15 protein-coding genes are annotated in these 16,360 nt (G+C 61.4%); 5 read left to right on the forward strand and 10 right to left on the reverse strand.

The genetic code is table 11. The features are described from left to right. Window positions 1-16 precede the first annotated feature (16 nt). Window positions 17-2,200: a YccS family putative transporter gene (gene yccS / locus V6607_RS30560; protein ID WP_003216889.1), complete on the forward strand. Its 2,184-nt coding sequence runs from the start codon at window positions 17-19 to the stop codon at window positions 2,198-2,200. A gap of 104 nt (window positions 2,201-2,304) precedes the next feature. Here the strand turns inward: yccS and V6607_RS30565 are convergent, their stop codons facing one another. Beyond that, on the reverse strand, window positions 2,305-3,042 hold the full coding sequence (locus tag V6607_RS30565; protein ID WP_102605038.1) for a transporter substrate-binding domain-containing protein: 738 nt from the start codon (window positions 3,040-3,042) through the stop codon (window positions 2,305-2,307). Window positions 3,043-3,262: 220 nt separating this feature from the next. Here V6607_RS30565 and V6607_RS30570 point away from each other — a divergent pair, with 220 nt between their 5' ends. Continuing rightward, window positions 3,263-3,715 (forward strand): GNAT family N-acetyltransferase, encoded by a 453-nt coding sequence (locus tag V6607_RS30570; protein WP_003216885.1) that lies wholly within the window; start codon window positions 3,263-3,265, stop codon window positions 3,713-3,715. Window positions 3,716-3,834: 119 nt separating this feature from the next. Here V6607_RS30570 and V6607_RS30575 read toward each other — a convergent pair whose 3' ends face one another. The 3 genes from V6607_RS30575 to V6607_RS30585 are packed head-to-tail and all read right to left on the reverse strand — an operon-like array spanning window position 3,835 to window position 6,806. Continuing rightward, window positions 3,835-4,131, reverse strand: a complete 297-nt coding sequence (locus tag V6607_RS30575) for a winged helix-turn-helix domain-containing protein (RefSeq protein ID WP_008434063.1) — start codon at window positions 4,129-4,131, stop codon at window positions 3,835-3,837. Window positions 4,132-4,150: 19 nt separating this feature from the next. Continuing rightward, on the reverse strand, window positions 4,151-4,651 hold the full coding sequence (locus V6607_RS30580) for a M48 family metallopeptidase (protein ID WP_003216881.1): 501 nt from the start codon (window positions 4,649-4,651) through the stop codon (window positions 4,151-4,153). Window positions 4,652-4,694: 43 nt separating this feature from the next. Next, window positions 4,695-6,806, reverse strand: coding sequence for an EAL domain-containing protein (locus V6607_RS30585; protein WP_087693222.1), 2,112 nt, complete (start codon window positions 6,804-6,806; stop codon window positions 4,695-4,697). A gap of 308 nt (window positions 6,807-7,114) precedes the next feature. On the opposite strand from V6607_RS30585, the gene V6607_RS30590 reads away from it, so the two are divergent. The 3 genes from V6607_RS30590 (at window position 7,115) to V6607_RS30600 (ending at window position 9,930) form a co-directional block, all read left to right on the forward strand. After that, window positions 7,115-7,780 carry a polysaccharide lyase family 7 protein gene (locus tag V6607_RS30590; RefSeq protein ID WP_003216876.1) on the forward strand — a complete coding sequence of 222 codons (666 nt, stop codon included), beginning with the start codon at window positions 7,115-7,117 and terminating at the stop codon, window positions 7,778-7,780. 141 nt (window positions 7,781-7,921) lie between these two features. After that, the gene (gene alr, locus V6607_RS30595) at window positions 7,922-9,151 is read left to right on the forward strand and encodes an alanine racemase (RefSeq protein WP_134327449.1); all 1,230 of its coding nucleotides are present in this window, start codon (window positions 7,922-7,924) and stop codon (window positions 9,149-9,151) included. A 485-nt stretch (window positions 9,152-9,636) separates the two neighbouring features. Further along, window positions 9,637-9,930, forward strand: a complete 294-nt coding sequence (locus V6607_RS30600; RefSeq protein ID WP_008434070.1) for a hypothetical protein — start codon at window positions 9,637-9,639, stop codon at window positions 9,928-9,930. 59 nt (window positions 9,931-9,989) lie between these two features. Here the strand turns inward: V6607_RS30600 and fba are convergent, their stop codons facing one another. The 6 genes from fba to tkt form a co-directional block, all read right to left on the reverse strand. Then, the gene (gene fba / locus V6607_RS30605; RefSeq protein WP_003177554.1) at window positions 9,990-11,054 is read right to left on the reverse strand and encodes a class II fructose-bisphosphate aldolase; all 1,065 of its coding nucleotides are present in this window, start codon (window positions 11,052-11,054) and stop codon (window positions 9,990-9,992) included. Between the two features lie 197 nt (window positions 11,055-11,251). Continuing rightward, window positions 11,252-11,587: an MliC family protein gene (locus V6607_RS30610; protein ID WP_003216869.1), complete on the reverse strand. Its 336-nt coding sequence runs from the start codon at window positions 11,585-11,587 to the stop codon at window positions 11,252-11,254. Between the two features lie 60 nt (window positions 11,588-11,647). Continuing rightward, complete coding sequence (locus V6607_RS30615; RefSeq protein WP_008434073.1) at window positions 11,648-11,875, reverse strand: hypothetical protein; 228 nt, start codon at window positions 11,873-11,875, stop codon at window positions 11,648-11,650. 29 nt (window positions 11,876-11,904) lie between these two features. After that, the gene (locus V6607_RS30620) at window positions 11,905-13,068 is read right to left on the reverse strand and encodes a phosphoglycerate kinase (protein ID WP_134327450.1); all 1,164 of its coding nucleotides are present in this window, start codon (window positions 13,066-13,068) and stop codon (window positions 11,905-11,907) included. Window positions 13,069-13,087: 19 nt separating this feature from the next. Continuing rightward, on the reverse strand, window positions 13,088-14,137 hold the full coding sequence (gene epd / locus V6607_RS30625) for an erythrose-4-phosphate dehydrogenase (protein ID WP_008434077.1): 1,050 nt from the start codon (window positions 14,135-14,137) through the stop codon (window positions 13,088-13,090). Between the two features lie 170 nt (window positions 14,138-14,307). Next, entirely contained in the window at window positions 14,308-16,305 is a 1,998-nt protein-coding gene (tkt, locus tag V6607_RS30630; RefSeq protein ID WP_008434079.1) for a transketolase, read from the reverse strand. Window positions 16,306-16,360: the final 55 nt, after the last annotated feature.

Below are 16,360 nucleotides of genomic sequence, written 5' to 3' on the forward strand. Positions count from 1 at the left end.
GAAGACCCCAGACTTCATGTCATCGACCTCCTTCAAGCAGTCCATGCGGCGCCTTTGGGCACTGGATAAGTTCAGTTACAGCGTACGGGTATTCATCGCCCTGACCGGCAGCATGGCGCTGTGCTGGTACCAGAATGAAATGGCGCTGCTGATCCCGCTGTTCCTGGGCATTATCGCCAGCGCCCTGGCCGAGACCGATGACAACTGGCAGGGCCGGCTCAACGCCCTGGCCGTGACACTGGTGTGCTTCAGCACTGCGGCACTGTCCGTCGAACTGCTTTTCCCTTATCCCTGGATCTTCGCGATCTTCCTGGCTCTGTCCAGCTTCGGCCTGACCATGCTCGGTGCCCTCGGCGAGCGTTATGGGGCGATCGCTTCGGCCACCCTGATTCTCTCGGTCTACACCATGATCGGCGTGGACCAGCGCGGTGGCGCCGTCACCGACTTCTGGCATGAACCCTTGCTGCTGGTGGCCGGCGCCGCGTGGTATGGCGCGCTGTCGGTGTTGTGGCAGGTGCTGTTTTCCAACCAGCCAGTGCAGCAGAGCCTGGCGCGACTGTTTCGTGAGCTGGGGCGTTACCTCAAGCTCAAGTCCTCATTGTTCGAACCGATCCGCCAACTGGATGTGGAAGCGCGGCGCCTGGAACTGGCGCAGCAGAACGGCCGGGTGGTGGCAGCACTGAACGCCGCCAAAGAGATCATCCTGCACCGGGTCGGCAATGGTCGCCCGGGCTCCAAGGTCAGCCGCTACCTCAAGCTGTACTTCCTGGCCCAGGACATCCACGAGCGCGCCAGCTCCTCGCACTACCCTTACAACGCCCTCGCCGAAGCCTTCTTCCACAGCGACGTGCTGTTCCGCTGCCAGCGCCTGTTGCGCCAGCAAGGCAAGGCCTGCCAGACCCTGGCCGAATCGATCCAGATGCGCCAGCCGTTCGTTTATGACGACAGCTTCGCCGAAGCCCTGGGCGACCTCAACGCCTCCCTGGAGCACCTGCGCATCCAGAGCAACCCGGCCTGGCGCGGCCTGCTGCGCTCCCTGCGCGCCCTGGCCGCCAACCTGTCGACCCTGGACCGCCTGCTGGGCGACGCCGCCAACCCCGACAGCCTGGCCGATGCCACCGACAGCAGCCTGCTGGACCGTGCACCGCGCAACCTCAAGGAAATGTGGACACGCCTGCGCACGCAGTTGACGCCGACTTCGTTGCTGTTCCGCCATGCCCTGCGCCTGCCCCTGGCGCTGAGTATCGGCTACTGGATGGTGCACTTGATTCACCCGTCCCAAGGCTATTGGATCATCCTCACCACGCTGTTCGTGTGCCAGCCAAACTACGGCGCCACCCGGCGCAAGCTGGGCCAGCGGATCATCGGCACGGCCATCGGCCTGACCATCGCCTGGGCGCTGTTCGACCTGTTCCCCAACCCGCTGATCCAGTCGATGTTCGCCATCGCCGCCGGCCTGGTGTTCTTTATCAACCGCACCACGCGCTACACCCTGGCGACCGCTGCGATCACGCTGATGGTGCTGTTCTGCTTCAACCAGGTGGGCGACGGCTACGGGCTGTTCCTGCCACGGCTGTTCGATACCTTGCTCGGCAGCCTGATCGCCGGGCTGGCGGTGTTCCTGTTCCTGCCGGACTGGCAGGGCCGGCGCCTGAACAAGGTGCTGGCCAATACCCTGACCTGCAACAGCATCTACCTACGCCAGATCATGCAGCAGTACGCCGCGGGCAAAAGCGACGACCTGGCTTACCGCCTCGCCCGGCGCAACGCCCACAACGCCGACGCCGCGCTGTCCACCACCCTGGCGAACATGCTGATGGAGCCGGGGCATTTCCGTAAGGAAGCGGACGTGGGGTTCAGGTTCCTGGTGCTGTCCCACACGCTGCTCAGCTACCTGTCGGGGCTGGGCGCCCACCGGGAAACCCAACTGCCGGCGGAAGTGCGCGAGCACTTGATCGAAGGCGCCGGGAAGACGCTGGCGGCGAGCATCGACGAGATCGCCACGGGGCTGGCGAACAAGCAGCCGATCGCGATTCAGAGTGATGCCGAGGAAGCCTTGGCAGTGGACCTGGAGCAGATGCCGGATGAGATTGATGAAGGGCAGCGGCTGGTGCAGACGCAATTGGCGCTGATCTGCCGGCAACTGGGGCCGTTGCGCACGTTGGCGGCTCACCTGATCAAAGATACCAGCGAAGCCTGAACCCTCTTCGCGAGCAAGCCCGCTCCCACATTCGGCCGAGTTCCACCTTTGGAATGCGGTCGAATGTGGGAGCGGGCTTGCTCGCGAAGGGGCCATTAGCCTCACTACATCCCGTGCTGCTTCATCAACCGCGCATAACTGCCATCCACTTTCATCCTGGCGATCTCCCGATCAAACCCGGCAACAATCTGCTGATGCTGAGGGTTTTTCAGACTGACCAGTATGTGCAGGCTGTTTTCACTCAGCGGCACCGGCAAAAACTCCACCGCGTTGCGCACGGTGGCGGACTCCCGAGCCAGGTAGTAGCGGGCGACGAATTCGTCCTCCAACGTCAGCCGCACCCGCTGCGCCGCCAGCATGCGCACGGCCATGGCGAAGTTATGCACCGGGACTTTCTGCAATTGCGGATCGGCATCGAACGCCGCTGAATAGGCATAGCCACGCACCACCGCGACGGGGTAGTCGTGCAACTGCTCCAGGTTCTGGTAGTCGATGGGATCGTCGCGGCGCTTGAGAAACAGCACCCGGTTGAGCAGGTATTCGCCGGAAAACTGCCCCAACTGAGTACGCGCATCGTCGTACCAGGCGTTCACCAATACGTCGTAACGCCCATCGCCCACACCCATCAGGGCGCGGGCCCAGGGCACCTGTTCAAACTCACTGGCGTAGCCGGCACGGGCCAGGGCGGTGGTCACGATGTCGGTGGCCAAACCACCATTGACCAGGGTGGCGTCAGTGAACGGCGGCCAGGCATCCGCCACCAGTCGCAAGCGTTCTGCCGCCACCGCCTGGGCCAGCAACAACAAACCGATCAAAGCAACGGCACGAGAAAATCGCGGCATGCTCAAGTCCTTGGCGGGCATTCTATGGCCTGACCTCTGGGGCAACCCGAGGATTTAACAGTAGCTCATCAATGAGCCTGTACTGCAGATTACACAAAGACGGCAGCGTCGCACGCAGAGAATGATGGCAAATTGATCTCACTCACAAAAAAACCGCAATTTAGACACTCGCCTCCCGCGCGCTTACTATCCTGACCAGACAATCAGCCGAGAGAACACCATGACAGTCGAATGGGTCTGCAAACACCACAGTGACCTGGGCAAGGAGCAGCTGTACGCCATTTTGCGCCTGCGCTCGGAGGTCTTCGTGGTCGAGCAGAAATGCGTGTACCAGGACATCGACGGCCAGGACCTGGACGGTGACACCCATCACCTGATGGCCTGGGATGATGGTCAACTGCAGGCCTACCTGCGCCTGCTGGATCCTGAATCACAGGGTGGTGATGTGGTGATCGGCCGGGTGATCGTTGCGCCGAGCGCGCGGGGCACCGGGTTGGGCCACCAGATGATGGATGAGGCCCTCAGGCAGGCAGAGAAACAGTGGCCCGACGTGCCGATCTATCTGTCGGCCCAGGCGCATTTGCAGGGGTATTACGGGCGGTACGGGTTTGTGGTGGCGGGTGAGGAATACCTGGAGGATGACATTCCACATATAGGCATGCGCCGGGCATGAGGGCCTCTTCGCGAGCAAGCCCGCTCCCACATTTGACCGAGTTCCACCTTTGGAATGCGGTCGAATGTGGGAGCGGGCTTGCTCGCGAAGAGGCCCTCATGCCCGGTCACCCCAAGCTTTCAGGGGTAACCCAACACCTGTTTAATGCTCGCCAGGTTCGCCTCGATCCAGCGCCGATCAATCGCGCCCCAATCACGAATCCGATAGCGCCCGGCATGGTTGCGGGCGCCGTCTTCCTGTTCAAACTCACACACGATATCCAGGTCCGCCAACGCCGCAATCGTGTCCTGTGCAGTACGCCGGGGCATGCCCGTCACCTCGGTCAGTGCCGGGACGCTGCTGGCCAGCTGGCTATCAATCAGGTACGCCACATACAGGCGCCGGTAGAAGCTGCTTTTGGTCTTGCTCACATCCATGCTCGATCGCCTTTGAAGGTCAGGGCTTGCCCTGCAGGTCCCGCCAGGTCAGGTACACCCGCAGGTCGAATTCCACCTGATGGTAGCCCGGCAACATGTATTCACAGAGTTTGTAGAACGCCTTGTTGTGGTCCGATTCCTTGAAGTGCGCCAGTTCGTGTACCACGATCATGCGCAGAAATTCCGGCGCGGCTTCCTTGAACAGCGAGGCGATACGGATTTCTTTCTTCGACTTGAGGTTGCCACCCTGCACCCGAGAGATGGTGGTGTGCAGGCCGAGGGCGCGGTGGGTCAGGTCCAGGCGGTTATCGAACAACACCTTGTCGATGGCCGGGGCGTTGCGCAGGTGTTCCTGCTTCAGGGCCTGGGCGTAGCTGTACAGCGCTTTGTCGCTCTGCACGCCATGCCGTTCGGGGTAGCGCTGGGTCAGGTAGTCGCCGAGTTGGTCCTTGGCAATCAACTGGCGCACTTGCTCCTGCAATGCTGGGGGGTAGGCCTGGAGGTATTTCAGCGCGGTCATGGGGTCAACAACGGGTATTTGAATGGGCGCCAGTGTAGCGAATTCAGCGGGCGGCTGCGCGCAGGCGCCAGTCGGCAATTTCATCCGCGATCAACGGCGGCGCCACCTGCGGGCCCTGGATGAACTGGCAGCCGTTGGCCTTGAGCCACTCAACTTGCTCCTGGGTCTCGACGCCTTCGGCAATCACCAGCAGATCAAAATGCCGGCACAATTCGATAATGCTGCGCGCCATCGCCGCGTCCCGGGATGAACCCGGCAGGCGGGCGATCAGCTTCGGGTCGAGCTTGAGGGTGTCGAATTCCAGGTCCCGCAGGTGGGCCAGGGAGCAGTTGCCCGCGCCGAAATCATCCAGGGCAATCCGCACGCCGGCCCGGCGCAACAGCTTGAGCTGCTTGGTGGACTCATCCAGATTGTGCATCAGGCTTTCTTCACTGATCTCCACCTCAAGCTGCCGGCCTTGCAACCCATGTCGCTCCAGCACCTGCTGCAGCTGGCTGGCCAGGTTCGGCATATTGAACTGGCTGCTGCTCAAGCTCACGCTCAGGACCAACTCATCGCTGAACACCCCTGCCCATGCCTGCCGCTGGGCGGCCACCTGCTGGTAGATCCAGGTGCTCAACTGGCTGATCAGCCGCGCCTCTTCGAGCAACGGCAGAAACAGCCCCGGCGGCACATCGCCGACACTCGGGTGCTGCCAGCGCAGCAGCGCTTCGACGCCCCGCAGATGGCCGTCGTGCAACGACACCTGCGGCTGGTACACCAGGGTGAAATCCTTGCTGTCGATGGCGCTGCGTACGCTGTCTTCGAGCATCAGGCGCGAGCGGGCCCGGCCGTTCATTTCCTGGTCGTAGTAGCGATATTGCTGACGCCCGGCGCGCTTGGCCTCGTACATCGCGACGTCCGCCGCGCGCAGCAGGCCGTTGAGGTCCGAGCCGCAGTCCGGGAAAGTGGCGATGCCGATACTGACGCCCAGCATCACATCCAGACCGTCGACCTGCTGACAGATCGACACCCGTTCGATCAGTTTTTCCGCAATCTTGGCCGCCTGCTCCGGAAATTCCAGCTCCAGCAGCGCGGTGAATTCATCCCCGCCCATGCGGCCAAGAATGTCGTAGGAGCGCAGGCACGCCTTCAACTGTTCCGAGACCCAGCGCAGCACGCGGTCTCCGGCGTCGTGGCCGAGGGAATCGTTGACCCGCTTGAACCCGTCCAGGTCCAGGTACAGCAGCACCAGCGACTGCTCGTTACGCTCGCTGCGCAACAGCACATTCTCCACCGACTGGTGAAACCCACGCCGATTGAGCAGGCCCGTCAGCGGGTCGGTGACGGCCTGGAACTCCAGTTGCTGATGCAGATGGCGCACCTCGGACATGTCCAGCACCGTGACCACCATGGCTTTCTGCTCGGCCGGTAGCGGGGCGCACGACATCGCCACGGGCAACTGCTGGCCGGGTGCGGTGCGCAAGATGGCGTCGTGCAGGCGCCAGGTTTCGCCACGTTTGTAGCCTTCATACAAGGCAGAATCGGACCACCCAGGCACATGGGGCTTCTGTAGGAAGCCCAGGAACTCGGCACCCTGGATCTCAGCGACCGGCGCATTGATCAGCCGCGAAATCGCCGGGTTGGCGTAGCTGATCACGCCGTCTTCGCCCACCACCAGGATGCCTTCGGCGGCATTGTCGAGCACCGAGGCATTGAAGGCCCGGGCCGATTCCAGATCGTGACTCAGGCGCTGCAAGGCACGGCGGTTGCGCTGGTGCTCCAGCAGGGCCTGGACCTTGGGCTTGAGGATATTCGGGTCGAAGGGTTTCAGCAGGTAGTCGATCGCGCCGCTGGCATAGCCTTCCAGCATCGCCGCCGGCGATTGGGCGTGAGCGCTGAGAAAGATGATCGGGGTCAGTTGCGTGCGCTGGCTGCCGCGCATCAGCCGGGCCACCTCGAACCCGTCCATGCCGGGCATCATCACATCCAGCAACACCAGGTCGACGTCGTGTTCGAGCAGCAATCCCAGGGCTTCAACCCCGGAGGCCGCCGTCACCACATGCCAATCTTCACGCTGCAATAGCGCACGCATGCTGATCAGGTTTTCGGGATAGTCATCGACCACCAAAAGCACTGAACAACCATCGCGAGGCTTGATTGGAGCGCATTCCATTGCTGCTTCTCTTTCGTCGGAGTCATTCCGGTCATTTTTGCGACAAAACCGGATAAACAATAAGGGCTCACTCTAGCCCTGGATCCCATAAAGCAGAAGCCACGACGGTGCCATCATTGCGCCAAAGCCCAGACAACCGACTAACGGTCAGTGTCTACAGCCCGCGGTTTACGGGAAACATGGCTTTTTGACATTTCATTGGCGCCAACAATCCGCCACAAAGCCATTAACAATCCATTTCGAGCCACCTATAAAGAAAGTGCCGGCTCCCGAGCCAAGGCCTTCTTTCCCCGTTAAAGGCGTATTCAATGATTGATCTGTCCACCTGGAACCTGAGCATCCCCGTCGGCTCCCCGCCCTCGACCATCGACACGCCGAAACTGCTCAGCGGGTTCAAGGACCAATACTTCCAGGCCGAAGGCAGCAGCGTGCAATTCTGGACCCCGGTAACCGGCACGCGTACCGAGAACGCTGTTTACCCTCGCAGCGAACTGCGGGAAACCTACGCCGACGGCCGCCTGCGCAACTGGCTGTACAGCGACGCCGACAATTTCCTGCGTGCCACGTTGGCGGTCAACAAGGTGCCGTCCTCCGGCAAGGTGGTGATCGGTCAAATCCACGCCTACGAAAGCCAGAAGCCACTGATCAAGGTCGAATACCAATACAAGGAAAAAACCCAGACCGGCAACATCGTCGCCAAGGTGCGCATGCGCCCTGACGAGTCGGAAGGCCGGGTGATCATCGTCGCCGAGAACGTACCGCTGGACCGCGACTTCACCTACGTCATCCACCTGAACAAGGCCGGCCTGCTAAGCGTCGACGCCGCCAACGGGCAGTGGAACGAACGCATCGGTGCTGCGTGGGGCAAACAGCCGCTGTACTTCAAGGCCGGCGCCTACGTGCAGGACAACAGCGGCAACAGCAAGGAAGGCGCCCGCGTGACGTTTGCCAAGCTGGACATTGATCACGACTGAAGCTGATTCGCTTCAGCGACCGGTCCCACGACGCTTTAGGACAGAACCGCGACCCAGGGTCTCGACTTTCTTGTAGGACAATCCGAGTATGGCGCCGCGCACGCGCACTACCCCCTACAAGAAAGTCATGGAGACTGCCCAATGCCCTTTTCCCGCACCCTGCTCGCCCTCTCTATGGGCATGGCACTGCTGCAAAACCCGGCCTTCGCCGCCCCGCCCCTCTCGATGGCCGACGGGGTGGCCCAGGTCAATATCCAGGACAGCAACGCCTGGGTCGAAATCAACAAGGTCGCCTTCGAAAACAATATCCGCACCCTGCAAGCCAGCCTCGCTGACAAGTCGAAAATCTGCGCCGTGCTCAAGGCGGATGCCTACGGTCACGGCATCGGTTTACTGATGCCCTCGGTGATCAAACTGGGCGTGCCCTGCGTCGGCATCGCCAGCAACGAAGAAGCCCGCGTGGTCCGTGAAAGCGGCTTCAAGGGCCAACTGATCCGCGTACGCACCGCCGCCCTGAGCGAGCTGGAAGCTGCGTTGCCGTATAACGTCGAAGAGCTGGTGGGCAATCTGGACTTCGCCGTGCGCGCCAGCCTGATCGCCGAAAACCACGGCCGCCCACTGGTCGTGCACCTGGGCCTGAACTCCAGCGGCATGAGCCGCAACGGTGTGGAAATGACCACCGCCCAGGGCCGCCGCGACGCCGTAGCCATTACCAAGGTGCCAAACCTGCAGGTGACGGCGATCATGACCCACTTCGCCGTTGAAGATGCCGCCGACGTGCGCACCGGGCTCAAGGCGTTCAACGAACAAGCCAACTGGCTGATCAGCGTCGCCCAGCTCGACCGCAGCAAAATCACCCTGCACGCCGCCAACTCCTTCGCCACCCTGGAAGTACCCGAGTCGCGGCTGGACATGGTTCGTCCGGGCGGCCTGCTGTTTGGCGATACCGTACCGTCGTTCACCGAATACAAGCGGGTGATGCAGTTCAAATCCCACGTGGCGTCGGTCAACAGCTACCCGAAAGGCAACACCGTAGGCTACGACCGCACCTACACCCTGGCGCGGGATTCGAAACTGGCGAACATCACCGTGGGTTATTCCGACGGCTATCGCCGGGCGTTTACCAACAAAGGCATCGTGCTGATCAACGGGCACCGGGTGCCGGTGGTGGGCAAGGTGTCGATGAACACCCTGATGGTCGATGTCACCGACGTGCCGACCGTGAAGAGCGGCGATGAGGTGGTGTTGTTCGGCAAGCAGGGCGCGGTGGAGACCAGCCAGGCGGAGGTTGAAGACATCAACGGTGCGTTGCTGGCGGATCTGTATACGGTGTGGGGTAACTCGAATCCGAAGGTGCTGGTGGAGAACTAAGTCTCCTCACATCTCGTAGGCACTGTCCTATGGACCCAAGGATCATTCGGTGATTAACACAATCACTTAAACAACACGTATCCCTGTGGGAGCTGGCGGTGCGACGATTCGACTTGCCCGCGATGGCGGTGTATCAGCCAACTTATTCTTCGACTGGCACACCGCCATCGCGGGCAAGCCCGGCTCCCACAGGGGTCCTGTGCCCTACAGGGCCGTTGCGGTGAATCGGAGCGCCGCTTATAGTTCGCCCCGTCGCCGGCATTGAACGGCGATAGGGTTTCGCAGCCCTACAGAGTTAATACCGTACCCGTCAAAATACGACATAGGCAGTCCTGCCAATGCTCGGCTTTTTATGGCGGTTGTACGTGGGAGACCTTCGGGTCTGCCGGGTCTTAACTCCTCGGTCTGCGAACCCGCGTACAGCTGCCACCCTATTTGTTTCGCAGCAAACGGTGGCCAATTTTCTTTTGAGTTAAGGATTTGCCATGAAGCCACAACTCCCACCCCGCCGTTTCACCCCTTGCACCGAAACAGCCACCGAATACCCCGTGCTATTGATCGACAGCGATGCACCACTCACGGACCTGCACGCCTGCCTGCGTGAACGCCTCAACGCCGCCCTCGAACACCTCAACCTGATGGCCTGCTCCAGCCTGCCCGATTTTGCGGAGCGTGACCTGAACCACGTAGCCAACACCGCCCGCATCCTGGTGCAGGACGTAAGCGACGTATTCCGCGTCATCGAATACCGCGGCTTCGACACCCCCGCAGCCGCCTGATCAAATTTCAGCCACAAAAAAGCCCGCATCGCTGCGGGCTTTTCATTAACGCGTAAGGCTTAGTTGACCTTGGCGTTCAACTCACCTTTCAGGTAACGCTGGTACATCGCTTCCAACGAGATCGGCTTGATCTTCGAAGCATTACCCGCAGTACCAAAGGCTTCATAACGCGCGATACACACGTCACGCATGGCCGTCACGGTAGCGCCGAAGAATTTACGTGGGTCAAATTCGCTCGGGTTGGTGGCCATCAGGCGACGCATCGCACCGGTGGAGGCCAGGCGCAGGTCGGTGTCGATGTTGACCTTGCGCACGCCGTACTTGATGCCTTCGACGATTTCTTCAACCGGCACGCCGTAGGTTTCTTTGATGTCGCCGCCGTACTGGTTGATGATCGCCAGCCACTCTTGCGGTACCGAGGAAGAACCGTGCATCACCAGGTGGGTGTTAGGGATGCGCTTGTGGATTTCCTTGATGCGGTCGATGGCCAACACGTCGCCGGTAGGTGGCTTGGTGAATTTGTAGGCGCCGTGGCTGGTGCCGATGGCGATGGCCAGGGCGTCAACCTGGGTCTTTTTCACGAAGTCGGCGGCTTCTTCCGGATCGGTCAGCATTTGGCTGTGATCCAGCACGCCTTCGGCGCCGATACCATCTTCTTCACCGGCCATGCCGGTTTCCAGGGAACCCAGGCAGCCCAGCTCGCCTTCAACCGAAACGCCACAGGCGTGAGCCATGGCCACGGTTTGTTGGGTGACGCGTACGTTGTATTCGTAGTCGGTCGGGGTCTTGCCGTCTTCGCCCAGGGAACCGTCCATCATTACCGAGCTGAAGCCCAACTGGATGGAGCGCTGGCACACGTCAGGGCTGGTGCCGTGGTCCTGGTGCATGCACACCGGGATGTGCGGGAATTCTTCGATCGCGGCGAGGATCAGGTGACGCAGGAACGGGGCACCGGCGTATTTGCGCGCGCCGGCCGAAGCCTGGACGATCACTGGAGAGTCAGTCTTGTCAGCGGCTTCCATGATGGCGCGCATCTGCTCAAGGTTGTTGACGTTGAAGGCTGGAACGCCATAGCCGAATTCGGCTGCGTGGTCCAACATCTGGCGCATGCTGATAAGTGCCATTGTGAGTCTCTCTCCCGGTCGAGGGTCGTTAATCGTGCAAGCCTGCCGTAGCGGCGGCTGCTATTCAAGTTATTGAAGGTCAGGCTTTCAAAGCCTGCCCTGCTTAATCGTTAAACCTGTCTGCAGGAGCCGGCTTGCCGGCGATGGCGGCTGACGCTATCGCCGGCAAGCCGGCTCCTACAGGTGATCGCGGCGTGTTATTGCGCTTTACAGCCGCGCCCGATCAAATCATCGGTGGCAACCCAGTAAACCAGGCCTTCCTCACCTTTTGTGTGAAACGCCAACTGGCCGTCGCTGTACAGCACGCCCGAGGCCGCCACATCCTGCTTGAGGCGATACACCTGGTCCGAGCCGCCGAGGCGCACATCCACCTGGGTGCGGGCCTGGTCGGCAAAGCGCCAGTTGACTTGCGCCTGGCTGTCACACGTCCAGGTGGTCCACTTGTCTGCCGGCTCTGCCTTCTTGTCGAACATGTTCAGGTTGGTGCATCCGGCCAATAACGCCAGTGCCGCCAGGGCGAAAACGCCTTTCATTGCCAGTCCTCAAGCGGCGACCTGCGGCCACCGCTGCTGTCGGTTAGTGAATCAGACCCGTCAAGGGCAACCCTGTTCCTGACCGTTGGGCGCAGAGTCGTATTTCTCCAACCCGTCCGGCCCGATGCGCTTGTTGATCACCGGCATGGTTTCGGCTTGCCAGTCAGCCTGATAGCAACTCTTTTGCCGAGCCGCCCCGGCCTTTTCAGACTCGGGCGCCGCTTTCGGCGTGCTGCCGCAGCCGGCCAGCAGGCCCGCTGCAATCACCAGTGCCAACGACCTGATCATCGGAATGCTCCTTTTCCTCAGCAAGTGCCTTATCCCTTGGCCCGGCTTTCCAGCACTTCGACAGCCGGCAGTACCTTGCCTTCAACGAATTCGAGGAACGCACCACCCCCCGTAGAAATGTAGGAGATCTGGTCAGCAACGCCATATTTATCGATGGCCGCCAGGGTGTCGCCACCGCCAGCGATGGAAAATGCCGAGCTTTCAGCGATGGCGTGGGCCAGCACTTTGGTGCCGTTGCCGAACTGGTCGAACTCGAACACGCCGACCGGGCCGTTCCACAGGATGGTCTTGGACGACTTCAGCAGTTCAGCGAAGTTGGCTGCCGTTTGCGGGCCGATGTCCAGGATCATGTCGTCAGCGGCAACGTCAGCGATCAGCTTGACGGTGGCTTCGGCGCTTTCAGCGAATTCCTTGGCCACCACCACGTCTACCGGCAGCGGCACGCTGACCTTGGCGGCGATGGCGCGGGCGGTGTCCAGCAGGTCCGGTTCGTACAGCGATTTGCCCACCGGGTGACCGGCAGCGGCCAGGAAGGTGTTGGCAATGCCGCCGCCGACGATCAGCTGGTTGCAGATCTGGCTCAGGCTGTTCAGCACGTCGAGCTTGGTGGACACCTTGGAGCCGGCAACGATGGCCGCCATCGGTTGGGCCGGAGCGCCGAGGGCCTTGCCCAGTGCGTCCAGTTCAGCCGCCAGCAACGGGCCAGCTGCGGCAACTTTGGCAAACCTGGCCACGCCGTGGGTCGAACCCTCGGCACGGTGCGCGGTGCCGAAGGCGTCCATCACGAACACGTCGCACAGGGCAGCGTATTGCTGGGCCAGTTCGTCGCTGTTCTTTTTCTCGCCCTTGTTGAAGCGCACGTTTTCGAACAGCACGATGTCGCCAGCCTTCACGTCCACACCGTTCAGGTAGTCGGCTACCAGCGGCACGTCGCGGCCCAGGGCCTTGCTCAAATATTCAGCTACAGGCTTGAGGCTGTTTTCTGCCGAGAATTCACCTTCGGTCGGACGACCCAAGTGGGAGCAGACCATCACGGCCGCACCTTTTTCCAGGGCCAGCTTGATGGTCGGCAGCGAGGCCAGGATTCGCGCATCGCTGGTGACAACACCGTCCTTGACTGGGACGTTGAGGTCTTCGCGGATCAGTACGCGCTTACCTTGCAGATCGAGGTCGGTCATCTTCAACACGGTCATGGGGGGCAATTCCTGAGAGCTAAAGTTGTGGAGAGGCTGTTTGCAGATAGTGTTCTGCAACGTCCAGCATTCGGTTGGCAAAACCCCATTCGTTGTCGAACCACGCCAGGATGTTCACCAGCCGTGGGCCGGAAACGCGGGTCTGGCTGGCATCGACGATGGCCGAATGCGGGTCGTGGTTGAAATCACAGCTGGCGTGCGGCAACTCGGTGTAGGCCAACAGGCCTTTGAGCGGGCCGCTGGTGGCGGCGTCGCGCAGGATCCGGTTGACTTCGCCGGCATCGGTGTCGCTGACGGTTTGCATGGTGATGTCCAGGCAAGACACATTCACCGTCGGTACCCGTACGGCTTTGGCCTGGATTCGCCCGGCAAGTTCCGGCAACAGTCGCTCGATACCGCGCGCCAGGCCGGTGGACACCGGAATCACCGACTGAAACGCCGAACGCGTACGGCGCAGGTCTTCATGGTGGTAAGCGTCAATCACCGGCTGATCGTTCATTGCCGAGTGAATGGTGGTGATCGACACGTATTCCAGGCCAATCGCCTGGTCCAGCAGGCGCAACAGCGGCACGCCGCAGTTGGTGGTGCAGGAGGCGTTGGACACCAGCAATTCGGCACCGGTCAGGCAATCCTGGTTCACGCCGTAGACGATGGTGGCGTCGACATCCGCCTCGCTGGCCATCGGCTGGGAAAACAGGACCCGTGGTGCGCCGGCGTCGAGAAACCGCTGGCCGTCGGCACGGGTGTGATAGGCACCGGAGCATTCCAGCACCAGGTCGACGTCCAGCGCCGCCCAGTCGATGCCCTCAGGGGTGGCACTGCGCAGGACCTTCACGCAGTTGCCATTAATATGCAGACAATCGTCCTCGACCCGCACTTCGCCGGGGAACCGGCCGTGGGTGGAGTCAAAGCGTGTCAGGTATTCGATGCTGGCCATGTCCGCCAGATCGTTGATCGCGACAATTTCAAACCCGGCCGCCGGCCCTCGCTCGAACAGAGCACGCAAGACGCAACGACCAATCCGGCCGTAGCCGTTGAGTGCAACTTTGTAGGGACGCGGTTGAGGCATGGGGTTCTCGCATTGTGGGCGACACAAACCATTGTAGGAGCGAGCTTGCTCGCGAAGAACCCGAGAGCGCCGCGTTAAACCAGAAACGCTGCGATATCGTTGACGATCTTCGCGAGCAAGCTCGCTCCTACAGTGGATGCGGCAACCAAAGGGTCACCGCGTTCGAGCTTTTAGTCTTCCAGCAGCTCTTCAGCCTGACCCAGGATGTTTTCCAGGGTGAAACCGAACTCTTCGAACAACGCTGGCGCCGGCGCCGACTCACCGTAGGTGGTCATGCCGATCACGCGACCTTCCAGGCCCACGTACTTGTACCAGTAGTCGGCGTGAGCCGCTTCGATGGCGATACGTGCGCTGACCTGCAACGGCAACACCGATTGCTTGTAGTCGGCGTCCTGGGCTTCGAAGACGCTGGTGCACGGCATGGAAACCACACGCACGTTACGACCGGCGGCAGTCAGCTTGTCGTAAGCCTGAACCGCCAGGCCCACTTCGGAACCGGTGGAGATCAGGATCAGCTCCGGCTCGCCGATGCAGTCTTTCAGCACGTAGCCACCACGGCTGATGCCTTCGATCTGCGCCGCGTCGCGGGTTTGGTGCTGCAGGTTCTGACGGGAGAAGATCAGCGCCGAAGGGCCGTCCTTGCGCTCGATTGCGTGCTTCCAGGCCACAGCCGATTCGACCGCGTCCGATGGGCGCCAGGTGTCCAGGTTCGGCGTGGTGCGCAGGCTGGTCAATTGCTCGACCGGCTGGTGCGTCGGGCCGTCTTCGCCCAGGCCGATGGAGTCGTGGGTGTAGACGAAGATCACACGCTTCTTCATCAACGACGCCATGCGTACGGCGTTGCGCGCGTATTCCATGAACATCAGGAAGGTCGCGCCGTAAGGCACCAGGCCGCCGTGCAGGGCAACGCCGTTCATGATGGCGCTCATGCCGAACTCGCGCACGCCGTAGTACATGTAGTTGCCGCTGGCGTCTTCCGCCGAGACACCTTTGCAACCTTTCCACAGGGTCAGGTTGGAACCGGCCAGGTCAGCCGAACCGCCGAGGAACTCAGGCAGCAGCGGGCCGAACGCGTTCAGGGTGTTCTGGCTGGCTTTACGGCTGGCGATGGTTTCGCCCTTGGCCGCCACTTCGGCGATGTAGGCCGAGGCCTTTTCAGCGAAGTCGGCAGGCAGGTCACCGGCCAGGCGGCGAACCAGTTCGTTGGCCAACTCAGGAAATTCGGCGGAGTAGGCCGCGAAACGCTGGTCCCACTCGGCTTCGACCGCCAGGCCGGCTTCCTTGGCGTTCCACTCGGCGTAGATGTCAGCCGGGATTTCGAACGGGCCGTGGTTCCACTTCAGCGCAGCGCGGGTCAGGGCGATTTCCGCGTCACCCAGTGGGGCGCCGTGGCAGTCTTCCTTGCCTTGCTTGTTCGGCGAACCGAAGCCGATGGTGGTCTTGCAGCAGATCAGGGTTGGCTGCTCGCTTTTGCGGGCCGTCTCGATCGCAATCTTGATTTCTTCCGGGTCATGACCGTCGACATTGCGGATCACCTGCCAGTTGTAGGCTTCGAAACGCTTAGGCGTGTCGTCGGTGAACCAGCCTTCGACTTCGCCGTCGATGGAGATGCCGTTGTCATCGTAGAAGGCAATCAGCTTGCCAAGGCCCAGGGTACCGGCCAGGGAGGCGACTTCGTGGGAAATGCCTTCCATCATGCAGCCATCACCGAGGAACACGTAGGTGTGGTGGTCGACAACGTTGTGGTTCGGGCGGTTGAACTGCGCAGCCAGCACTTTTTCAGCCAGGGCAAAACCCACGGCGTTGGCCAGGCCCTGGCCCAGTGGACCGGTGGTGGTCTCAACGCCAGGGGTGTAGCCGTATTCCGGGTGGCCCGGGGTGCGGCTGTGGATCTGGCGGAAGTTTTTCAGGTCGTCGATGGTGACGTCGTAGCCGGTCAGGTGCAGCAACGAGTAGATCAGCATCGAGCCGTGGCCGTTGGACAGGATGAACCGGTCACGGTCGGCGAACGACGGGTTGCTCGGGTTGTGTTTCAGGTAGTCACGCCAAAGTACCTCGGCGATATCCGCCATGCCCATCGGGGCACCGGGATGGCCGCTGTTGGCTTTTTGCACGGCATCCATGCTGAGGGCACGAATGGCGTTGGCACGCTCACGACGGCTGGGCATCGCTGATCTCCTGGAGGTTGAATAAAAGAAACGGAAAAAAGGATCGGCATTTTCC

Origin of the sequence: Pseudomonas sp. KK18 (assembly GCF_037094675.1) — a bacterium.
Taxonomy (GTDB): domain Bacteria; phylum Pseudomonadota; class Gammaproteobacteria; order Pseudomonadales; family Pseudomonadaceae; genus Aquipseudomonas.